Here is a 20,625-nt window from a genome sequence, read left to right on the forward strand (position 1 = left end):
CGGTTAGCTCTTCCCTTTGGGGGTCTTTCTTGGCACTTTCCCCCCCCCCCCCCCCCCCCCCCCCCCCCCCCCCCCCCCCCACCACCCCCCCCCCCCCCCCCCCTCCCCCCCCCCCCCCCCCCCCCCCCCCCCCCCACGACCGGCCGTCATCCGTAGCAGAGCCCGTTGCAGGACCACGTCCACAGCGTTCCGCATCCGCTGTCGGAGCGCGCGCACGAGTTCTCCACCCAGGTGCAGGAGCTGCCCCAGCACTTGTCGCTGTAGGTGTTGCACTCGCAGTCCGGCAGCGCGGCGGCCTCGACCGGTCCCAGGGTGGCCAGCAGCGCGTTCGACGCGGCCGGCTCGAAGGCGGCACGGGCGTCGGCGTCGATACGGCGCGTCTCCTCGGTGCCCCGGCGGCCCCGCTCGAACTGGAACGTCGACACCTCCGACGCCGCGGCCCGGGCCCGGTCCACCACCCTGGCCTGAGCGGGCGTCAGGCCGGGGTGGGCGGACCGCCACCGGTCGATGTGCTCGACCCACAGCGCGCTGCGCGCCTCGGCGGGCAGCGCCTGGAACACCGCCCGCCGGTGGGTGACCGGCAGGGCGGCCACGTCGTCGTAGCGGGTCGGCAGCCGGCCGGCGTGCCGCCCGACCCATTCCTGGGCCGCCGCGTCCTTGTCCTGAGCGAAGGCCGGGGTCGTGCCCTTCACCAGCACCGCCGCGGCGACCGCGAGGCCTCCGCCCAGGCGCAGGAACTCGGCGCGCCCCAGCCCGCCCCGGCCCGTCGCGCCCTCGGCACGCGCCTGTCCCAGGGCACGCAGCACCTTCACCGAGGAACGCGGCCCCAGCCGCCGCGCCAGCGGCACGGCGAGCGCGGCACCCGTCCAGGCCCGCACCTTGTCAGGCCCGGCACCCTCGCCACCGCGTACGGCCAGCAGCGTGGGCACCCAGGGCGCGTCCGGGCCCAGCGCCAGCTCGCGCCGGTCGCGTACGTCCTGACGCCCGAGCGGCACCACTTCCAGCTTGCCGTCGCACGCCTCGTACACGATCGACGAGATGGTGCGACAGGCACCGCACGAACTGTCGAAGGCCAGCATCCAGCGCACCCCGGAATCACGCATGAAGAACACTCCCGTCCTTGGTGTCGAGGCATGGCGACGCGGTCGCCGTGGTCAGTCGAAGCAGAGCCCGGTGCACGGATAGATGTAGAGACTTCCGCAGCCCACGCTGGTGTGGCGGCAGCCGTTGTCGATGCACTTGCCGTCCCAGCCGCAGTACACGTCGATCCGGTTGCACTCGCAGTTGGGCGGCGGCACCGCGGCCTCGGACGCCGGGCCCAGCACCGCCAGCATCGCCCGTGCCCCGTCCGGGCCGAAGGCCTCGCGGGCCGCCCGGCCGAGCTCCGCGACCTCGGCGGGCGGCTCGCCCTCGAAGGTCGCCGGGTCGGAGGCGACGGCCAGGGCCCGGTCCAGGACCCGCCGCTGCGCCCCGCTCAGCCGCGGGCGGTCGGCGCCGAAGCGCCGCAGATGCTCGGCCCACAGGCCGCTGCGGGCCTTCGGCGGCAGCGCCTCGTGGATCGCGCGCCGGTGGCTCAGCGGATGCGCCACCACGTCGTCGTAGGTGGTGGGCAGCGCGCCGCGGTGGGCGAGCACCCAGCGGCGGGCCGCCTCGTGCTCGTTCTCGGCGAAGGCGGGAGTGCTGCCGCGCATGATCACACCGGCCGCCACCACCAGACCGGCCCCGGCACGCAGGAACTGCGCCCGCCGGAGGGTCCGCCCGGTCACCGGACGGTCGGCGGTGTGGTGGGCGTCCGCCCGGCGCAGGTCACCGAGGGCGCGCAGGACCCGCAGCGTGGAGCGCGGGCCGAGCCGCCGCAGGAGCGGCGGCGTCATCGCCGCTCCGGTCCAGGCCCGTACCCGGTCGGTGCCCGCCCGCAGCAGGGTCGGCGCCCAGGGGGCGTCCGTGCCGTAGGCCCGCTCGCGCCAGTCCCGTACCCGGGTGTCGTCCAGCGGCAGCACCTCGAGCTTGCCGTCGCAGGCGTGGGAGACGGCGCTGGAGATCTTGCGGCAGGTCGCGCACGACCCGTCGAAGGCGAGCACCCAGCGCGGTTCCGGTTTCTCCATGGCAGCATCCCCTTTGTCCGCCCGGCGGTCGACATCGCTGAGGCAGAGTCTGGGCAGCGGGGCGGATCCGGCGCACCGCCTTTCGAGCGCCTTCGAAAGACCCTCGTGGGGGCGGGCGTCAGACGGCCGAGCCGTGGCGCCCTTCGAGCAGGGCGGCCCCGAGCGGGGTGGTGGTGTGCAGGACGGCGTTGCCCAGCCGGTGGGTGCTGAGCAGGCCCGCGTCCCGCAGTACGGAGGCGTGGTAGCTGGCGGTGGCGGCCGAGACGCCGGTGCCGTGGGCCAGCTCCGTGGTCGTGGCGCCGTTCTCCGAGGCGTGGCGGAGGATCTCCGCCCGGGTCCGCCCCAGGAGCGCGACCAGCGACCGCGACGGTGCCCGGGTGTCGCCCACCGCCCGGTCGGCCGGGTTCAGGGCGCCCTGGTGCGTCATGGGATAGACGACGACCGGAGGCAGCGCGGCATCCTTCAGCACGGTCGGATAGCGCCAGCAGAAGTAGGACGGCAGCACCAGCAGTCCGCGCCCGCGCAGATGCACGTCCCGCTCCACGCGCAGCCCGCCCACCGTCAGCACCGGGGGCCGCCAGTGGAGCTCGGGGTGCAGTGCGTCGAGCAGGCTCCCGGCACCGGCACCGGCGCCCGGCGTCCGGGTGCGCAGGGCGCGTTCGGCCTCGAAGCGGGCGCGGACATGGTCCCAGTAGGGCGCGAGTCCGGCCCTGACGTAGGTCCGCAGGGTCCGCCCCAGATGGTGGACCGCCACCCCGTCGCCGTCCGCCAGGGCCCGGCCCCACGGCGGGAGCCTGCGCCCGTCGGCGGAGAGCTCGAGCAGGTCGTGGCGTAATCGCGTGCGGGGCGTGGACAGCAGGGCGTCGATCCCCGGCTCCAGACCTCCCGCGCCGGCGGCGGGCGTGAGGAAGTCCGGCGAGTAGCCGACCGGCGGGGCCAGGCGCAGCAGTTGGCGTTCCGGTGCGCCGAGGGCCGGGCGGACCCGGGCCCGCCAGCGGCCGAAGACCGCCCAGCCGTCCCGGGTCTGGAGCATGTGCATGCTCTGGAGGGCTTCCCACATCGGGTCGGGTGCCTGGGCGAACCTGATGCGGGTGAGGTCGTCGTCGGTGAAGTGAATGCGCAGGGCCATGCGAGCCATCCCCGTGGACACCGCGGGCATCCCCCGTGGTTGCCCCCCGGCGCCTCGCCACCCATGGTCGGCATCCGTCACGCGTGTCGCGGGGGCCTTCACAACATACCCACGCCGGGTACGGCCCCGTACGCTTCGTTCCAGCCACGGAGCCCTGCCCGCACCTCTTCTCGCCTGCCATGATCTCCCCGTGTCCGCGGTCATGCACGGGACAAAGCCGGGATTGCATAAACGTGCAGCGAAACGTATAGTCATGCCCTCTAAGGAGGAGGTTCCATGGCGGTACGTGCGGCAGTGGCCGGAGCGAGTGGATACGCGGGCGGGGAACTGCTGCGTCTGCTGCTGGCCCACCCCGAGGTGGAGATCGGCGCCCTCACCGGCAACTCCAACGCGGGGCAGAAACTCGGTGCGCTCCAGCCGCACCTGCTGCCCCTGGCCGGGCGAGTGCTCCAGGAGACCACCCCCGAGGTCCTCGCGGGTCACGACGTCGTCTTCCTCGCACTGCCGCACGGGCAGTCCGCCGCCGTCGCCGAGCGGCTGGGCCCGGACGTGCTGGTGGTCGACATGGGCGCGGACTTCCGGCTGACGCACGCCGCCGCCTGGGAGAAGTTCTACGGCTCGCCGCACGCCGGAACCTGGCCCTACGGCCTTCCCGAACTGCCGGGTGCCCGCGCCGCGCTGGAGGGGTCCAAGCGCATCGCGGTGCCCGGCTGCTACCCGACCGCCGTCTCCCTGGCCCTCTTCCCGGCGTACGCCGCCTCACTCGCCGGGAACGAGGCCGTGATCGTCGCCGCCTCCGGCACGTCCGGCGCGGGCAAGGCGCCCAAGCCCCACCTGCTGGGCAGCGAGGTCATGGGGTCGATGACCCCGTACGGCGTCGGCGGCGGGCACCGGCACACGCCCGAGATCACCCAGAACCTCAGCGCGGCCGCCGGCGAGCCGGTCACCGTGTCCTTCACGCCCACCCTGGCGCCCATGCCGCGCGGGATCCTCGCCACGTGCAGCGCCTCCGCGAAGGAGGGCGTCACGGCCGAGTCCGTGCGCGCCGCCTACGAGAAGGCCTACGCCGACGAGCCCTTCGTGCACCTGCTCCCCGAGGGGCAGTGGCCCGCCACGGCGTCCGTCTACGGTTCGAACGCCGTTCAGGTGCAGGTCGCGTACGACGCGGCCGCCGGACGGATCATCGTGATCAGCGCCATCGACAATCTCACCAAGGGCACCGCGGGCGGTGCCGTCCAGAGCATGAACATCGCCCTCGGTCTCGACGAGACCACGGGACTGACGACGATCGGAGTTGCGCCGTGAGTGTGACGGCAGCACAGGGATTCACGGCGGCCGGGATCGCCGCCGGGATCAAGGAGAACGGCAACCCCGACCTGGCCCTCGTGGTCAACACCGGCCCCCGCCGCGCCGCAGCCGGCGTCTTCACCGCCAACCGTGTGAAGGCCGCGCCGGTCCTGTGGTCCGAGCAGGTGCTGAAGAGCGGTCAGGTGTCCGCCGTCGTCCTCAACTCCGGTGGCGCCAACGCCTGTACGGGTCCCAAGGGCTTCCAGGACGCGCACGCCACGGCCGAGAAGGTGGCCGAGGTGCTCGGCCGGGGCGCCATCGAGGTCGCCGTCTGCTCGACCGGCCTCATCGGGCTCCTCCTGCCGATGGACAAGCTGCTCCCGGGCGTCGAGACGGCCGCCGCCCAGCTCTCCGAGCACGGCGGTGAGAAGGCCGCGATCGCCATCAAGACCACCGACACGGTCCACAAGACGTCCGTCGTCACCAGGGACGGCTGGACCGTCGGCGGCATGGCCAAGGGCGCGGGCATGCTCGCCCCCGGCCTCGCCACCATGCTCGTCGTCCTCACCACCGACGCGGACCTGGACAACGAGGTCCTGGACAAGGCCCTGCGGGCGGCCACCCGGACGACCTTCGACCGGGTCGACTCCGACGGCTGCATGTCCACCAACGACACCGTGCTGCTGCTCGCCTCCGGCGCCGCCGAAGTCACCCCCGGGTACGAGGAGTTCGCCGAGGCCGTACGGCAGGTCTGCGACGACCTCGGTCAGCAGCTCATCCGGGACGCCGAGGGCGCCAGCAAGGACATCAAGGTCGAGGTGATCAACGCCGCGACCGAGGACGACGCCGTCGAGGTGGGCCGCTCCATCGCCCGCAACAACCTCCTCAAGTGCGCCATCCACGGCGAGGACCCCAACTGGGGCCGCGTGCTCTCCGCGATCGGCACGACGTCCGCCGCCTTCGAGCCGGACCGGCTCAATGTGGCCATCAACGGTGTCTGGGTCTGCAAGAACGGCGGCGTCGGCGAGGACCGCGACAAGGTCGACATGCGCTACCGCGAGGTGCACATCGTCGCCGACCTGGCCGCCGGCTCCGAGACCGCCACCATCTGGACCAACGACCTCACCGCCGACTACGTCCACGAGAACAGCGCCTACTCGTCATGAGCATCACGCGTAAGCACACCGCCCTGCCCAAGGCACAGATCCTCATCGAGGCGCTGCCGTGGCTGGTCCGGCACAACGGCAAGACGGTCGTCATCAAGTTCGGCGGCAACGCCATGATCGACGAGGACCTGAAGGCCGCCTTCGCCCAGGACGTGGTGTTCCTGCACCACGCCGGCCTCAAGCCCGTCGTCGTGCACGGCGGTGGCCCGCAGATCAGCGCCGCCCTGGACAAGCACGGCATCGTCAGCGAGTTCAAGGCAGGGCTGAGGGTCACCACCGAGGACGCCATGGACGTCGTACGGATGGTGCTGGCCGGGCAGGTCCAGCGGGAGCTGGTCGGGCTGCTCAACGAGCACGGCCCGCTGGCCGTCGGCCTCACCGGCGAGGACGCCCACACCATCTCCGCCACCAGGCACCAGCCCGAGATCGACGGCGAGCTCGTCGACATCGGACGGGTCGGCGAGATCACCGCGATCGACACGGGCGCCATCGAGGCCCTGCTCGCCGACGGCCGTATCCCGGTCGTCTCCTCGATCGCCCGCTCCCAGGACGACGGTGATATGGGGCATGTCTACAACGTCAATGCTGATACGGCGGCTGCGGCACTCGCTGCCGCGCTGGGCGCCGAAACCCTCATGGTCCTCACGGACGTCGAGGGACTCTACGAGGACTGGCCGAACAGCGACGAGGTGATCAGCCGCCTCACCGCCTCCGAGCTGGAGCGGCTGCTGCCGGACCTGTCGTCCGGCATGGTGCCGAAGATGGAGGGCTGTCTGAACGCCGTACGGGGCGGCGTGACCACCGCCCGCGTGATCGACGGCCGGGTCCAGCACTCGATCCTGCTGGAGATCTTCACCGACGAGGGAATCGGCACGATGGTCGTGCCCGACGAGCAAGAGGGGGATGCCGTATGACCGCCCATCAGGAGTACGCCGAGCGGTGGCAAGGCGCGCTCATGAACAACTACGGCACCCCGCTGCTGCCCCTGGCACGCGGCGAGGGCACCCGCGTCTGGGACGCCGACGGCACCTCCTACCTCGACTTCGTCGGCGGCATCGCGACCAATGCCCTCGGCCACGCCCACCCGGCGATCGTCGAGGCCGTGAGCCGCCAGATCGGCTCCCTCGGCCACATCTCCAACTTCTTCATGGCCGAGCCCACCGTCGCCCTCGCCGAGCGGCTGCTCCGGCTCTTCGGCCGGGACGGCAAGGTCTTCTTCTGCAACTCCGGCGCCGAGGCCAACGAGGCCGCCTTCAAGATCGGCCGGCTGACCGGGCGGACCCATGTGGTGGCCACCGAGGGCGCCTTCCACGGGCGGACCATGGGCGCCCTGGCGATGACCGGCCAGCCCGGCAAGCGGGAGCCGTTCCTGCCGCTGCCCGGCGACGTCACCCACGTCCCCTTCGGCGACGCGCAGGCCCTGGCCGCCGCGGTGACCGAGGAGACCGCGCTCGTCATCATCGAGCCGATCCAGGGCGAGCTCGGCGTCGTCGTCCCGCCCGCCGGCTACCTCAAGGCCGCCCGCGCCATCACCGCCTCGACCGGGGCCCTCCTCGTCCTCGACGAGGTGCAGACCGGCATCGGCAGGACCGGGCACTGGTTCGAGTACCAGGCCCACGAGGGTGTCCTGCCCGACGTCGTCACCCTCGCCAAGCAGCTCGGCGGCGGGCTGCCGCTCGGCGCGACCGTCGCCTTCGGGCGGGCCGCGGAGCTGCTCCAGCCCGGGCACCACGGCACGACGTTCGGCGGGAACCCCGTCGCCTGCGCGGCCGGGCTCGCCGTCCTCGACACCATCGAGAACGAGGGGTTGCTGGACAACGTCAAGCGGCAGAGCGCGGCGTTGCGGGACGGGATCGAAGGCCTCGGCCACGAGTTGATCGATTTTGTCCGGGGCGCGGGCCTACTCCTGGGTATCGTGCTCACCGAGCCTCTCGCGCCCCAGCTGCGCCAGGCGGCTCAGGAGGCCGGATTCCTGGTGAACGTGCCCGCCCCGGACGTCGTCAGGCTGATGCCGCCGCTGAACCTCGGCGACGACGAGGTGGACGCCTTCCTCGGGGCGCTGCCCGGCATCCTCCAGGCAGTGAGCGGGGACGGACGATCCGGAGAATGAGACGACGATGAGCCAGGCGCAGGAGCACGAGCAGGGGGCGAACGGGTCCGCCGTGCCGCAGACCCGCACCGCACGCCACCGCCGGATCGTGGACATCCTCAACCGGCAGCCGGTGCGGTCGCAGAGCCAGCTGGCGAAGCTGCTCGCCGACGACGGGCTGAGCGTCACGCAGGCGACGCTCAGCCGGGATCTGGACGAGCTGAACGCGGTGAAGATCCGCAACACCGACGGTGACCTGATCTACGCGGTGCCCAGCGAGGGCGGCTTCCGTACGCCCCGGGCGCCGCTGGGCGGGTCGGCGAAGGAGGAGCGGATGCGGCGGCTGTCGCAGGAACTGCTCATCTCCGCGGAGGCTTCGGCGAATCTCGTGGTGTTGCGTACGCCGCCGGGGGCCGCGCAGTTCCTGGCCTCGGCGATCGACCAGGCCGAGCTGCACTACATCCTGGGGACGATCGCCGGTGACGACACATTGCTGCTGATCAGCCGGGAGCCGGACGGGGGACAGGCGCTGGCGGAGCACTTGCTGAGGCTGGCGCAGAACGGGCACTGAGGGTTGTCGTTCGGGTGCGGGTGAGCTGGGGCTGATCGTGCAGTTCCCCGCGCCCCTGGACCGGCCCAGCCGCGGGCATGCGTGCCGCTAGGGGCGGCGCCCGTCCCAACGAGAGCGGCACCCCGCTTTGCCGGGTTGCGCAACGCCCCGTCCCCAGCCCCCACTCACCCCAGCCGCCCCGCCAAACCCCCAGTGCACCGCACCTCGTCACCAGCCGTGATCAACAGCGCTTCCACATCCGGCAGGGACTCCAGCCACGCCAAGCCCTCCCGCGACCCCATCGCGAACGCCGCCGTGGCCCAGCAGTCCGCCCAGGTCAGTCGAGGCCCGACCACGGTCACTGCGACGAGGTCGGTCACGGCCGAATGCCCCGTACGCGGGTCGAGGATGTGCGCGCCCCGCTCCGCCGTACCGGACGTGGCCACGGACAGCTCGTCCACCCCGGCCGCCGAGACGACGGCCGCGAGACCCCCCGGCCGCAACGGGTCCGACACACCCACCCGCCACGGCCGCTGCGCCCCCGGCGCCCCGAGCAACTGCACATCGCCGCCGCCGTTGACGCTCACCCCGCACACCCCCGGCACCGCCGACAACGCCCGGGCCGCCCGCTCGACCGCCCAGCCCTTGACGATGCCGGTCGGGTCGAGGCGGCCCTGGTACGACGTGCTGAACCAGCCGTCGCTCAGCCGCTCCGCCTCGGCCGCCAGCTCCAGGACCTCGGCGACCTCGGGATCGCACTCGGCGACCGTCAGTTCACCGCGTTGCAGCCGGGCGATCTGGCTGTCCTCGCGGTAGGTGCTGAACACCTCGTCGACGCGGTGCAGTCCGGCGACGGCCTCGTCCAGGGCCGCGCGCACGGCGGCCGGTTCCCCGCCGCGGACGTCGAGGGAGAAGACGGTCCCCATCGTCTCTTCCACATGACGTACCGCGGCGGGAGCCTGTGCGGGGTCGGCCACCGTGTCAGCCACCGGCCTGGTCCAGCGCCGACTGGAGGGACTGCTTGTAGCCCGCGCTGGTGTAGGTGGCTCCCGAGACGGCGTCGATCTGCGCGTTGCCGGCCGCCACGGCCGCCTGGTTGAGGCGGGGCACGGAGGAGGAGGTGATCTGGTCGCTGCGTCCGCCCTTGGGGGCCTGGACCGCCTCGGCCTTGGTGATCTTCCCGCCCGCGACGGTGATACGGACCTGGACGGGACCGTACTGCGTCTGCGCGGCCGTGCCCGTGACCGTCTTGGCCTGTGCGCTGCCCGCCCCGGCACCCTGCCCGGAGTCCTGCGCGGCGCCGCCGCCTCCTGCCGGAGCCTTGTCCAGCGCGGACTGGAGTGACTTCTTGTAGCCCGCGCTCGTGTAGGTGGCGCCCGAGACCGCGTCGATCTGCGCGTTCCCGGCCGCGACCGCCGCCTGGTTGAGGCGGGGCACGGAGGAGGAGGTGATCTGGTCGCTGCGTCCGCCCTTGGGCGCCTGGACCGCCTCGGCCTTGGTGATCTTCCCGCCGGCCACGGTGACCCGCACCTGGACCGGGCCGTACTCCGTCTGCGCGACATCGCCGGTGAGGGTCTGGGCGTTGCCCGAGCCCTGCGCGGCGCCGCCAGCGGCCTTGGCCTTGTCCAGGGCCGACTGGAGGGACTTCTTGTAGCCGGCGCTGGTGTACGTCGCCCCGGAGACGGCGTCGATCTCCGCGCTCTGCGCGGCGACCGCCGCCTGGTTGAGGCGGGGCACCGAGCTGGCGGTGATCTGGTCGCTGCGTCCGCCCTTGGGGGCCTGGACCGCCTCGGCCTGAGTGATCTTTCCGCCGCTCATGGTCAGGCGGACCTGCACCGGGCCGTACTGCGTCTGCTGCGCGTCACCGGTGACGGCGCCGTTCACGCCGCCCTGCGGCGCCTGCCCGGCCGCCGCGGGCGGGACCTGGCCGCCGGCCGCCTGGGCACCGCCCGGGTCGGAGGCCGGCTTCATGGACAGCAGCAGCACGATTCCGGAGACGGTGGCTGCGCCGGCGAGCACGGCGCGCCGGAGGGGGTGACTCTTCCTCATCGTTTCTCAAGCTCCTGAAGGGCCGTTGATGTCCCGTCGCTCACATCTCGAACGACTCGTGATGGATACGGCGGGCGGGGACTCCCGCGCCGCGCAGTGCTTCGTAGACCGACTGCGCGAAGCCGGGCGGCCCGCACATGAAGACGTCGTGGTTGTCGACGTCGGGGATCTTCCGCTGGAGGGACTCCGCGGAGATGTCGGGGCGTTCCCCGTCGGGGCTGTTGACCGCGTACATCAGCCGCGCGCCGCGCTCGTCGGCGATCTTGGCCAGCTCGCCCCACAGGGCCAGGTCCTGGGTGCTGTTGGCCCGGTAGAGGAGCGTGATGTCGCCGGACGAGCCCGGCAGCGTCTCGAACAGGGCCCGCATCGGGGTGATGCCGACACCGCCGGCGACCAGCAGCACCTTGCCGCGGCTGCGCCGCTGCGCGGTCATCGCGCCGTAGGGGCCCTCGGCCCACACCTTGGTGCCGGGCTGGAGTTCGCGCAGCCGGGACGTGTGGTCGCCGATCGCCTTGACGGTGATCCGCAGCATGTCCGGGCGGGGCGCCGCCGACAGGGAGTACGGGTGCGAACTGAAGCGCATGCCGGGCGCCTTGAACCGCCAGCGGAAGAACTGCCCGGCCTCCGCGCCCATCCGGTGCAGCTTGCGCCCGCCGATCAGCACGGACACGATGCCCGGGGTCTCCTCGATGACCGCCTCGACCCGCATACGGTGCCGCAGGTTCAGACGGATCGGGGTGATGATCCGGTACCAGAGCACCAGCGCGGTCACCACGCCGTACAGCCCGTACCAGAAGGTCTTGGCGGCCGGCTCGACGGCGAACTCGTTGCCGGTGGTGATCTGGTGCCAGAACGTCATGTACACCGACGCGTAGGTGAGCAGGTGCACGTGGTACCAGGTGTCGTACCCGATCAGTCGGCGGACCCCGCCGATCGAGAGGATCCCGATGACGAACAGCAGACCCGTGCCGATGGCGGCCTTGCCCATGTCCGGCAGCTGGTTGATGGAGTCGGTCGTCTGCTGGACGATGTCGCCGAGCCCCTTGCCCGCCTGGAGGGCGTAGCCCCACATGGTGAGGAAGACATGGGCAAGGACCAGGCAGAGCGTGTAGCGGCCGGTCATGGCGTGCCAGCGGGCGACCCGGTCCGTGCCCACCCGGCGCTCCAGCGCGGGCACCCGGGCCATCTGGAGCACCACCAGCGCCATGAGGTAGCCGGCGAGCAGGCCGGTGATCCGGCCGGCGGCCAGGATCTTGCTCGCGTTGTCCGCGAGGGACGGTGTGTTGTCCCACCACAGCCACAGCACGGCCGCGGCTCCCGCCCACAGGGCGATCAGCAGCGGGACGGCCGGGGAGCGGCGCGGGCGGATGCGGCGCATCGTCTGGCGACGGGCGGCACGGCCGCCTGCGAGCGTGGTGGTCACGGTTCCTCCGTGGGGACTTGACCCTTGGCCCACAGATACGTGCCGGGGCGCGGGAGTGTTCAGCCGTGCACCGAGTCATGTGCGGACGGGAGTGACCGGCGGTAACCCGCATGCGTGCCCGCGCGGCGTTCTCGCCTCAGTAGCGCGTGACGGCGGTGGTCCCGCTCGTCGTCCCGACCGCGATGTGGGGACGCTTCGCCGGGTCGGCCCAGGTGAGGATCCGCCGCATCGCTTCCTTCGGCACGGAGACGCAGCCGGCCGTCGCTCCCCGCCCGTCGGCATGCAGGAAGATGCCCGCGCCACGTCCCCGGACGGGACGCTCGTAGTTGAAGTCGATGACAAGCGCGTGCGCGTACTGGGCCCGGTAGGTGATCAGCTGCTCGGACTCGGCGGCCCGGCAGTCGGCCGCGCGGGGCTCGGTCCAGCGGTTGTAGGAGCGGGAGTCGTTGTCCTGGCACCACCAGGAGTCCCGGTGCACCCGGCGGTAGGTGTACGCCGTCCCGCGTGGTGCCGCCTTGATACCGAAGGCGTACGGCAGTCCGTACAGGCCCGTGGGTGTCGTGTCCGTGCCCTGCGTGCGGGCGGCGCCCTCGACGAGTCCGTTCGCTCCGAAGCGCGCGGGCGCGGAGCCGGTCCTCACCCACCGCCCGCCCCTGAGGTCCCACCAGGTGACCGTGCCCTTGGTGGAGGCCCGCTTCGGGGCGACCGCGGTGATCAGCTGGGTGCCGCCGCCGGTGTCCGCCATCCGCTCCGGCAGGGGCGCCGCCCGGTCGGGCGGCCCGGCGGCGAGCGTGAGGAGGGAGGAGACGGCGAGGGCGACGGCACCGGGGCGCATGTCTCAGACCGTAGAGGGAGGCAGCGGCAACGGCAGCCCGGGTAGTCCGTCCAGGCTGGTCGCGATGTGCTCCTTCTTGGTGAAGTAGGCGTCGAGAGAGGCGTCGTCCTCGCGCGCGAAACGCTTGGCGTGCAGATCGCGGTCCGCCTCGTACTCCATGAAGGGCACCGCGTAGCCGCAGGTGTCGCGGACGAGTTCGGCCGTCACGACGATGATCGCGCGCAGGCCGTGCCGAGCCGGGTCGATGTCCGGGAAGCGGGCGAGGAGTTCCCGGAAGCGCGGGTCGTCGCGGAAGACCGGCTCGCCCCGCCCGTGCACGCGGACGATGTTCGGCGGGCCCTGGAAGGCGCACCACATCAGGGTGATCCGCCCGTTCTCCCGCAGATGGGCGATGGTCTCGGCGTTGGAGCCGGCGAAGTCGAGGTAGGCCACGGTGTGCTCGTCGAGCACCGCGAAGGAGCCCTGGAGGCCCTTGGGGGAGAGGTTGACCGTGCCGTCGGCGGACAGGGGAGCGGTGGCGGTGAAGAAGACCGGCTGCGCCTCGATGAACGAGCGGAGCCGGCCTTCTATGCGCTCATGAGTCTTTCCCATGTCAAGCGATTATGGGCGCAGGTATTTCGACTGTCTAAGGAATTATGAGCGACGGGCTGAGGGATTACGGGATCCGGTCACCTCTGCCGGATCCCGAGCTCGGACGCCTGCCCGTGGCCGCCCCGGCCGGCGCTCACTCGGGGCGGCCACGGTGCCTGTCACCTCACTGGTTGAGCTGGCAGGCGGCGAAGGCCTCGAGGCCTTCGGGCTTCTCGGCGGCGCGGCCGATGGCGGTCTCGATGCGGTTGAGGGCGGCGACGCGCTTGTCCTCCAGCGGGCCGAGGATGGCGTTCTGGACGAAGTTGGGTCCGCCCTGGCCGACCGTGTCGACGAGGCGCTTGTTGGCCTCCTCGATCTGGGTGTCCAGCTGCGCCAGGTTGCGGTCGACCTCCGCCTGGGCCGAGGCCGGGATCGCGGGCAGCTCGCCGGTGACGTCCGGGCAGCTGATCGCGCCGGCCCCGGCGTTCCCCGCCTCGCCCGCACCCGCGCCCGCGTCCTCGCCGGCACCCGCACCGGCCTCGGCGCCCGCATCCGCTTCCGCACCGGCACCTGCCTCGGCACCCGCTTCCGCACCGGCCTCGGCTCCGGCCTCGGCTCCGGCACCCGCACCGGCCTCTTCACCGGCGCCCGCCTCGCCTCCCGCCGCCTCGCCCGCCCCGGCACCGCCGTCGGCGTTGAGCTGGCAGGCGGCGAAGGCCTCGAGGCCCTCGGGCTTCTCGGCGGCGCGGCCGATGGCGGTCTCGATGCGGTTGAGGGCGGCGACGCGCTTGTCCTCCAGCGGGCCGAGGATGGCGTTCTGGACGAAGTTGGGTCCGCCCTGGCCGACCGTGTCGACGAGGCGCTTGTTCGCCTCCTCGATCTGGGTGTTCAGCTGGGCGAGGTTGCTGTCGACCTCCGCCTGCGCCGAGGCGGGCACCGCGGGCAGCTGCCCGGTGACGTCCGGGCACGAGATGGTGCCGGGACCCGCCAGCGTCCGGGCGTTCGTCCCACCGCTCGCGGGCGTCTCCCCGGCGAGGGCGAAGCCGGCGATCACCGTGCCGGACAGTGCCACCGCGGCGGCACCGCCGATGAACGCGACGCGACGCTTGTTGTACTTCGGAAGGGCCCTGGACATGCGGATGCCTCACTAGGGGTCGGGGGACGGGGGTGTCCTCGGTGTGCGAAACGCGGCGCCTGCGTTCGGCGAGAGGTACGGGTAAGCGGTTTCCCGCGTTCAAAGGATCTTCAAATTCTTCTCGGCCTGACCAAAAACCGCTTCTCGCTCCGAGCCCGGGTGCGCTGCCGGATTGACGAATCATGCAGTGCTCTGCATACTCATGCAGGTCAGTGTTCGCAGTATGAGGAGAAGAACCCGTGACCGAGCGCGTCGTACTCGCCTACTCCGGCGGTCTTGACACCTCCGTCGCCATCGGCTGGATCGCCGAGGAGACGGGCGCCGAGGTCATCGCGGTCGCGGTCGACGTCGGCCAGGGCGGCGAGGACCTGGACGTCATCCGCAAGCGCGCGCTCGCCTGCGGGGCCGTCGAGGCCGAGGTGGCGGACGCCAGGGACGAGTTCGCCGAGGAGTACTGCCTCCCGGCGATCAAGGCCAACGCCCTCTACATGGACCGCTACCCCCTGGTCTCCGCCCTGTCCCGGCCGACGATCGTCAAGCACCTCGTGGCCGCCGCCCGGAAGCACGGAGCCACCACCGTCGCCCACGGCTGCACCGGCAAGGGCAACGACCAGGTCCGCTTCGAGGCCGGCATCGTCGCCCTCGCCCCCGACCTGAAGTGCATCGCCCCGGTCCGCGACTACGCGATGACCCGCGACAAGGCCATCGCCTTCTGCGAGGCCAAGGGCCTGCCGATCGCGACCTCCAAGAAGTCGCCGTACTCCATCGACCAGAACGTCTTCGGCCGCGCCATCGAGACCGGCTTCCTCGAGGACATCTGGAACGCGCCGATCGAGGACATCTACGAGTACACGCAGAACCCGGCCCTCGCCCGCGAGCCGGACGAGGTGGTCATCTCCTTCGAGGCGGGCGTCCCGGTCGCCCTCGACGGCAGGCCCGTCACCGTCCTCCAAGCGATCCAGCAGCTCAACGAGCGTGCCGGCGCCCAGGGCATCGGCCGGATCGACATGGTCGAGGACCGGCTCGTCGGCATCAAGTCGCGCGAGGTGTACGAGGCTCCGGGCGCGATCGCCCTGATCACCGCCCACCAGGAGCTGGAGAGCGTCACCGTCGAGCGCGAACTCGCCCGCTACAAGCGCGGCGTCGAGCAGCGCTGGAGCGAGCTGGTCTACGACGGCCAGTGGTTCTCCCCGCTCAAGCGCGCCCTGGACGGCTTCGTCGACGAGGCGAACCAGCACGTCACCGGGGACGTCCGGATGACCCTGCACGGCGGCCGCGCGGTCGTCACCGGCCGGCGTTCGCAGCAGTCGCTGTACGACTTCGACCTCGCGACGTACGACACGGGCGACACCTTCGACCAGTCCGCCGCCAAGGGTTTCATCGACATCTACAGCCTGTCGTCGAAGATCGCGGCGAAGCGCGACCTGGCGTAGGCATTCACGGGACCTGGCCTGGGCGTATAAAGGTCTGCGTCTATAGGTCTGCGTCACATCCACACCCCTCTAGGAGCAACGCAAGTGAGCAGCAACAGCGGTGACGTCCGGCTCTGGGGCGGCCGTTTCGCCGACGGTCCCGCCGAGGCCCTGGCGAAGCTGTCCGCGTCCGTCCACTTCGACTGGCGGCTCGCGCCGTACGACATCGCCGGTTCGCGTGCCCACGCGCGCGTGCTGCACAAGGCAGGGCTGCTCACGGACGACGAGCTGACGAGGATGCTCGAAGGCCTGGACCGCCTCGAAGCGGACGTCGCCGACGGCTCCTTCGTCGGCACCATCGCCGACGAGGACGTGCACACCGCGCTCGAGCGCGGCCTGCTGGAGCGTCTCGGCCCCGACCTCGGCGGCAAGCTGCGCGCGGGCCGCTCCCGCAACGACCAGGTCGCGACCCTCTTCCGGATGTACCTGCGCGACCACGCCCGGGTCGTCGGCGGCCTGATCGCGGAGCTCCAGGACGCCCTGATCGGCCTCGCCGAGGCGCACCCCGACGTGGCGATGCCCGGCCGGACGCACCTCCAGCACGCCCAGCCGGTCCTGTTCGCGCACCACGTCCTGGCCCACGTCCAGTCCCTCTCCCGGGACGCGGAGCGGCTGCGCCAGTGGGACGCGCGCACGGCGGTGTCGCCCTACGGCTCGGGCGCCCTGGCGGGCTCCTCCCTCGGCCTGGACCCGGAGGCGGTGGCGAAGGACCTCGGGTTCGAGCACGGCTCCGCGGGCAACTCCATCGACGGCACGGCCTCCCGCGACTTCGTCGCCGAGTTCGCCTTCATCACGGCGATGATCGGGGTCAACCTCTCCCGGATCGCCGAGGAGGTCATCATCTGGAACACGAAGGAGTTCTCCTTCGTGACCCTGCACGACGCGTTCTCGACGGGCTCGTCGATCATGCCGCAGAAGAAGAACCCGGACATCGCGGAGCTGGCCCGCGGCAAGTCGGGCCGCCTGATCGGCAACCTGACGGGCCTGCTGGCCACGCTCAAGGCCCTTCCCCTGGCGTACAACCGCGACCTCCAGGAGGACAAGGAGCCGGTCTTCGACTCCATCGACCAGCTGGAGGTCCTGCTGCCGGCCTTCACCGGCATGATGGCCACGCTCACGGTCCACCGCGAGCGCATGGAGGAACTGGCCCCCGCCGGGTTCTCCCTCGCCACGGACATCGCCGAGTGGCTGGTCAAGCAGGGCGTCCCGTTCCGCGTCGCCCACGAGGTCGCCGGCGAGTGCGTGAAGGTCGCCGAGGCGGAGAACAAGGAACTGGACGCCCTGACCGACGAGCAGTTCGCCAAGATCTCCTCCCACCTGACCCCCGAGGTCCGCACGGTCCTCAACGTCCCCGGCGCCCTGGCGTCCCGCAACGGCAGGGGCGGCACGGCACCGAGCGCGGTCGCGGTCCAGCTGGCAGAGGTGAAGGCGGACGTGTCGGCCCAGCACGAATGGGCAACAGCACGGCAGTAGGCCTCCCAGGGGCGCGGGGCTGTATCGATTTGCGGCTCCGCCGCGCGGGCGCGACAAGCCACACACATCCCGCACCCGCCGAAACGCCGCACGATCCGAGCTCCGAGGCGAAGGTCATCGCGGGTTACGTTGGGTCGAAGCCGAACCGGAGCCGACCGAACGGAGCCCGCGATGCCCTTCGCCCGCCTGGCCACAGCAACAACCCCCACCTGCCACATCGGCCTCGGCCTCGCCGCCGTAGGGCGCCCCGGTTACATCAACCTCGGCCGGGACGAAGACCTCGGAGAGGACCGCTCCGTCGACGCCCTGCGCAACCGCACGCATGAACTCCTGGACGCCGCCTACGCCCAAGGCGTCCGCTACTTCGACGCGGCCCGCTCCTACGGCCGCTCGGAGGAGTTCCTCGCCGACTGGCTCAAGGCAAGGCCCGCCTTCGACGACATCGTCGTCGGCAGCAAGTGGGGCTACACCTACACCGCCGACTGGTCCACCGACGCCGACCGCCACGAGGTCAAGGACCACGCCCTGCCCACCTACGAACGGCAGCGCGCGGAGAGCGACGACCTGCTCGGCGACCGGCTCGACCTCTACCAGATCCACTCGGTGACCCCGGACAGCCCGGCTCTCACCGACAAGGAACTGCACGCGAAGCTCGCGGAGGCCGCGTCCCAGGGCCTCACCATCGGCTTCTCCACCAGCGGTCCGGCCCAGGCGGACGCGATCCGCGCGGCCCTCGCCGTGACGGTCGACGGCGAACCCCTCTTCCGTACCGTCCAGTCCACGTACAACGCATTGGAGACCTCCGCCGCGCCCGCCCTCGCCGAGGCGCACGACGCCGGGCTCACCGTGATCGTCAAGGAGGGCATGGCCAACGGCCGGCTCGCCGGGCCGCACGCCCCGGCCGTCCTGAAGGAGATCGCAGAGGAAGCGGACCTGGGCTGCGACGCCGTCGCTCTCGCCGCGATCCTGCGACAGCCCTGGGCCGGTGTGGTTCTCTCCGGCGCGGCCACCACCAACCAGCTCGCGTCGAACCTGCACGCCGCGGTCGTCGACCTCGACGACGACCAGCTGACCCGCCTCGCCACGCTGGCCGAGGAACCGCACACGTACTGGGAGCGGCGCGGGCAGCTGCCCTGGCACTGAGCACTGAGCACTGCACTGAGCGCTGAGTTACACCTCTCCGTAAACCGGCAGCCGTGAGCCACGCATGCCCAGCATGAGACACCAGTGTCTCATCTGGGCTATGCTCGTCTCATGGCTGTCGATCCTGACCACGTGCTGCGCACCGCCGCGGCCCTGCTGACCCGTAAATCCACCGCGACCATGGACGAGGTCGCCAAGGCAGCCGGGATCAGCCGCGCCACGCTGCACCGCCACTTCGCCGGACGTGACGTCCTCGTCCGCGCGCTGGAATCGCTGGGCATCGCGGAGTGCGAGGCCGCGCTGGACGCGGCCCGGCTCGACGAGGGCACGGCGAGTGACGCCGTACGCCGGCTGGTCGGGGCCATCGAGCCCGTCGCCGGACTGCTCGCGTTCCTCTACTCCGAGAACCAGTTGTTCGAGGGCGAGGAACTGAACGCGGGCTGGACCTTGATAGACGACCGGATCTCCGCCCTGTTCCGGCGTGGTCAGCTCGGCGGCGAGTTCCGTATCGACCTCACACCGGCCTGGCTCACCGAGGCGCTCTACGGCCTGATGGCCTCCGGCGCCTGGATGGTGCACAGCGGCAAGGGCGCTCCCAAGGACTTCCAGCACATGATCGTCGAGCTGCTGCTCGGCGGCGCACTACGGAGAGAGGAATCATGACCAGCACCTTGCAGGCGGCGGAAGCGACCGAGGCGGTGAAGCGCCCGGGCCGCTGGCTCGCCCTCGGCGTCCTCGTGCTCGCCGTGCTGCTGGTGGCCGTCGACGCGACCGTGCTCGGTCTCGCGACCCCCTACATCAGTGAGGATCTGAAGCCCTCCGGTACACAGCTGCTGTGGATCGGCGACGTCTACTCGTTCGTCATCGCCGGCCTGCTCGTCTCCATGGGCAGCCTCGGCGACCGCATCGGCCGCAAGCGGATCCTGCTGATCGGTGCCACGGCGTTCGGCGCGATATCCGTGTTCAACGCCTATGCCACCACCCCCGAGATGCTGATCGTCGCGCGGGCCCTGCTGGGCGTCGCCGGCGCCACCCTGATGCCGGCCACGCTCGCGCTGATCCGCAACCTCTTCCACGACCCGCGCGAACGCAGTCTCGCCGTCGGCATCTGGGGCGCCACCGCCTCCGCCGGTACGGCCGTCGGCCCGATCGTCGGCGGATTCCTGCTGGAGCACTTCTGGTGGGGCTCGGTCTTCCTGATCAACCTGCCCGTGATGGCGGTCCTGGTCCTCGTCGGGATCAAGCTGCTGCCCGAGTCACGGACCGCGCACGCCGGCCCCTGGGACCTGGTCAGCGTCGTGCTGTCGCTGGTCGGCATGGTCGGTGTCGTGTACGCGATCAAGGAGGCCGCCACCCACGGCTTCGCGTGGGCCACCCTGGCCGCCGGCCTGCTGGGCGCGGCCGCCCTGTACGGGTTCGTACGCCGTCAGCTCACGCTCCCCGCCCCGCTGCTGGACATGCGGCTGTTCCGCCACCGCGGCTTCAGCGGGGCCGTACTGGCGGACCTGCTGACCATTCTCGGCCTGTCCGGGCTGGTGTTCTTCCTCTCCCAGTACCTGCAACTCGTCCAGGGAAGGCGCCCGTTCGAGGCGGGCCTGGCCGAGCTGCCCGCCGCCATCGGCGCCGTGGTGGCCGGACTGGCCGCGGGGCGCGCGGCCCGCCGCTTCTCGGTGCGGGCCGTCGTCTCCGGAGGTCTCGCGGCGATCGGCCTCGCGCTGGCCGCGCTCACGGTGATCGGCCAGTCCACCGGCTACCCCCTGCTCGGGACCGCGCTGCTGGTCGTCGGCGTCGGTGCCGGCTTCTCCTTCACGGTGACCGCCGACGTGATCCTCTCCAGCGTGCCCAAGGAGCAGGCGGGCTCCGCCTCCGCCGTGTCCGAGACGGCGTACGAACTCGGCGCGGCCCTCGGCATCGCCGTACTCGGCTCCATCGTGACCGGTGTCTACCGCGACTTCAGCGGCCCGGCGGGCACACCGGCCGCGGCCCACGAGTCGCTCGGCGGCGCCGTCGAGGCGGCCGCGAGCATGCCCGCACACACCTCGGCGGTGATGCTGGACGCGGCCCGCACGTCCTTCGTCGACGGCCTGGCACTCGCGGCGGGCGTCGGTGCGGCGGTCCTGCTGGCCGCGGCGGTGGCGGCGTGGTTCCTGCTGCGGGGGCAGCGGCTGGAGAGTGGGGCGGAGCACTGAAAAGGCCGCG

At 71.8% G+C, this 20,625-nt stretch carries 19 protein-coding genes; 10 read left to right on the forward strand and 9 right to left on the reverse strand.

Annotation, left to right across the window (positions count from 1 at the left end; all coding sequences use genetic code 11):
• Positions 1–146: 146 nt before the first annotated feature.
• The 3 genes from ACZ58V_RS36025 to ACZ58V_RS36035 form a co-directional block, all read right to left on the reverse strand.
• Positions 147–1,103, reverse strand: a complete 957-nt coding sequence (locus ACZ58V_RS36025) for a bacteriocin fulvocin C-related protein (RefSeq protein WP_471295369.1) — start codon at positions 1,101–1,103, stop codon at positions 147–149.
• Between the two features lie 51 nt (positions 1,104–1,154).
• Positions 1,155–2,105, reverse strand: coding sequence for a bacteriocin fulvocin C-related protein (locus tag ACZ58V_RS36030; protein WP_471295372.1), 951 nt, complete (start codon positions 2,103–2,105; stop codon positions 1,155–1,157).
• Between the two features lie 118 nt (positions 2,106–2,223).
• Entirely contained in the window at positions 2,224–3,234 is a 1,011-nt protein-coding gene (locus ACZ58V_RS36035) for a winged helix-turn-helix domain-containing protein (protein ID WP_471295374.1), read from the reverse strand.
• A 276-nt stretch (positions 3,235–3,510) separates the two neighbouring features.
• On the opposite strand from ACZ58V_RS36035, the gene argC reads away from it, so the two are divergent.
• From argC to ACZ58V_RS36060, 5 genes are read left to right on the forward strand one after another with little or no spacing between them, the layout of a single operon-like run.
• Positions 3,511–4,539 carry an N-acetyl-gamma-glutamyl-phosphate reductase gene (gene argC / locus ACZ58V_RS36040; protein WP_471295377.1) on the forward strand — a complete coding sequence of 343 codons (1,029 nt, stop codon included), beginning with the start codon at positions 3,511–3,513 and terminating at the stop codon, positions 4,537–4,539.
• Positions 4,536–5,687 carry a bifunctional glutamate N-acetyltransferase/amino-acid acetyltransferase ArgJ gene (gene argJ / locus ACZ58V_RS36045; RefSeq protein ID WP_471295379.1) on the forward strand — a complete coding sequence of 384 codons (1,152 nt, stop codon included), beginning with the start codon at positions 4,536–4,538 and terminating at the stop codon, positions 5,685–5,687. The genes argC and argJ overlap by 4 nt, the downstream gene beginning before the upstream one ends.
• Entirely contained in the window at positions 5,684–6,601 is a 918-nt protein-coding gene (gene argB, locus ACZ58V_RS36050) for an acetylglutamate kinase (protein WP_471295382.1), read from the forward strand. The genes argJ and argB overlap by 4 nt, the downstream gene beginning before the upstream one ends.
• The gene (locus ACZ58V_RS36055; protein ID WP_471295383.1) at positions 6,598–7,797 is read left to right on the forward strand and encodes an acetylornithine transaminase; all 1,200 of its coding nucleotides are present in this window, start codon (positions 6,598–6,600) and stop codon (positions 7,795–7,797) included. Before argB ends, ACZ58V_RS36055 begins: the two co-directional genes overlap by 4 nt.
• A gap of 7 nt (positions 7,798–7,804) precedes the next feature.
• On the forward strand, positions 7,805–8,347 hold the full coding sequence (locus tag ACZ58V_RS36060) for an arginine repressor (protein ID WP_468199449.1): 543 nt from the start codon (positions 7,805–7,807) through the stop codon (positions 8,345–8,347).
• Positions 8,348–8,511: 164 nt separating this feature from the next.
• On the opposite strand, the gene ACZ58V_RS36065 is transcribed toward ACZ58V_RS36060, so the two are convergent.
• From ACZ58V_RS36065 to ACZ58V_RS36090, 6 genes are all read right to left on the reverse strand, one after another.
• Positions 8,512–9,315 (reverse strand): FAD:protein FMN transferase, encoded by an 804-nt coding sequence (locus ACZ58V_RS36065; protein ID WP_468199451.1) that lies wholly within the window; start codon positions 9,313–9,315, stop codon positions 8,512–8,514.
• The gene (locus ACZ58V_RS36070) at positions 9,308–10,375 is read right to left on the reverse strand and encodes an FMN-binding protein (RefSeq protein ID WP_468199453.1); all 1,068 of its coding nucleotides are present in this window, start codon (positions 10,373–10,375) and stop codon (positions 9,308–9,310) included. Before ACZ58V_RS36070 ends, ACZ58V_RS36065 begins: the two co-directional genes overlap by 8 nt.
• Before the next feature lie 40 nt (positions 10,376–10,415).
• Positions 10,416–11,798: a ferredoxin reductase family protein gene (locus tag ACZ58V_RS36075; RefSeq protein ID WP_468199455.1), complete on the reverse strand. Its 1,383-nt coding sequence runs from the start codon at positions 11,796–11,798 to the stop codon at positions 10,416–10,418.
• A gap of 136 nt (positions 11,799–11,934) precedes the next feature.
• Positions 11,935–12,633 (reverse strand): L,D-transpeptidase family protein, encoded by a 699-nt coding sequence (locus ACZ58V_RS36080; RefSeq protein ID WP_471295387.1) that lies wholly within the window; start codon positions 12,631–12,633, stop codon positions 11,935–11,937.
• A 3-nt stretch (positions 12,634–12,636) separates the two neighbouring features.
• Entirely contained in the window at positions 12,637–13,224 is a 588-nt protein-coding gene (locus tag ACZ58V_RS36085; RefSeq protein ID WP_468199459.1) for a pyridoxamine 5'-phosphate oxidase family protein, read from the reverse strand.
• Between the two features lie 163 nt (positions 13,225–13,387).
• Complete coding sequence (locus tag ACZ58V_RS36090; protein ID WP_471295390.1) at positions 13,388–14,338, reverse strand: hypothetical protein; 951 nt, start codon at positions 14,336–14,338, stop codon at positions 13,388–13,390.
• 239 nt (positions 14,339–14,577) lie between these two features.
• On the opposite strand from ACZ58V_RS36090, the gene ACZ58V_RS36095 reads away from it, so the two are divergent.
• The 5 genes from ACZ58V_RS36095 (at position 14,578) to ACZ58V_RS36115 (ending at position 20,615) form a co-directional block, all read left to right on the forward strand.
• Positions 14,578–15,771, forward strand: a complete 1,194-nt coding sequence (locus ACZ58V_RS36095; RefSeq protein WP_471295392.1) for an argininosuccinate synthase — start codon at positions 14,578–14,580, stop codon at positions 15,769–15,771.
• 84 nt (positions 15,772–15,855) lie between these two features.
• Positions 15,856–17,283, forward strand: coding sequence for an argininosuccinate lyase (gene argH / locus ACZ58V_RS36100; RefSeq protein ID WP_468199467.1), 1,428 nt, complete (start codon positions 15,856–15,858; stop codon positions 17,281–17,283).
• A gap of 171 nt (positions 17,284–17,454) precedes the next feature.
• Complete coding sequence (locus ACZ58V_RS36105; protein WP_468199469.1) at positions 17,455–18,426, forward strand: aldo/keto reductase; 972 nt, start codon at positions 17,455–17,457, stop codon at positions 18,424–18,426.
• A gap of 111 nt (positions 18,427–18,537) precedes the next feature.
• Positions 18,538–19,089, forward strand: a complete 552-nt coding sequence (locus tag ACZ58V_RS36110) for a TetR/AcrR family transcriptional regulator (protein ID WP_468199470.1) — start codon at positions 18,538–18,540, stop codon at positions 19,087–19,089.
• A complete protein-coding gene (locus ACZ58V_RS36115; protein WP_471295395.1) occupies positions 19,086–20,615 on the forward strand; it encodes an MFS transporter in 1,530 nt (509 codons plus the stop codon). The genes ACZ58V_RS36110 and ACZ58V_RS36115 overlap by 4 nt, the downstream gene beginning before the upstream one ends.
• Positions 20,616–20,625 lie beyond the last annotated feature (10 nt).

It is taken from the genome of Streptomyces sp. NPDC040589, from assembly GCF_055594445.1.

Coding starts and splice junctions, on each gene's coding strand:
- ACZ58V_RS36025 (WP_471295369.1), bottom strand. CDS start 1,103: ATGCGTGATTCCGGGGTGCGCTGGATGCTGGCCTTCGACAGTTCGTGC.
- ACZ58V_RS36030 (WP_471295372.1), bottom strand. CDS start 2,105: ATGGAGAAACCGGAACCGCGCTGGGTGCTCGCCTTCGACGGGTCGTGC.
- ACZ58V_RS36035 (WP_471295374.1), bottom strand. CDS start 3,234: ATGGCCCTGCGCATTCACTTCACCGACGACGACCTCACCCGCATCAGG.
- argC (WP_471295377.1), top strand. CDS start 3,511: ATGGCGGTACGTGCGGCAGTGGCCGGAGCGAGTGGATACGCGGGCGGG.
- argB (WP_471295382.1), top strand. CDS start 5,684: ATGAGCATCACGCGTAAGCACACCGCCCTGCCCAAGGCACAGATCCTC.
- ACZ58V_RS36055 (WP_471295383.1), top strand. CDS start 6,598: ATGACCGCCCATCAGGAGTACGCCGAGCGGTGGCAAGGCGCGCTCATG.
- ACZ58V_RS36060 (WP_468199449.1), top strand. CDS start 7,805: ATGAGCCAGGCGCAGGAGCACGAGCAGGGGGCGAACGGGTCCGCCGTG.
- ACZ58V_RS36070 (WP_468199453.1), bottom strand. CDS start 10,375: ATGAGGAAGAGTCACCCCCTCCGGCGCGCCGTGCTCGCCGGCGCAGCC.
- ACZ58V_RS36080 (WP_471295387.1), bottom strand. CDS start 12,633: ATGCGCCCCGGTGCCGTCGCCCTCGCCGTCTCCTCCCTCCTCACGCTC.
- ACZ58V_RS36085 (WP_468199459.1), bottom strand. CDS start 13,224: ATGGGAAAGACTCATGAGCGCATAGAAGGCCGGCTCCGCTCGTTCATC.
- ACZ58V_RS36090 (WP_471295390.1), bottom strand. CDS start 14,338: ATGTCCAGGGCCCTTCCGAAGTACAACAAGCGTCGCGTCGCGTTCATC.
- ACZ58V_RS36105 (WP_468199469.1), top strand. CDS start 17,455: ATGCCCTTCGCCCGCCTGGCCACAGCAACAACCCCCACCTGCCACATC.
- ACZ58V_RS36110 (WP_468199470.1), top strand. CDS start 18,538: ATGGCTGTCGATCCTGACCACGTGCTGCGCACCGCCGCGGCCCTGCTG.
- ACZ58V_RS36115 (WP_471295395.1), top strand. CDS start 19,086: ATGACCAGCACCTTGCAGGCGGCGGAAGCGACCGAGGCGGTGAAGCGC.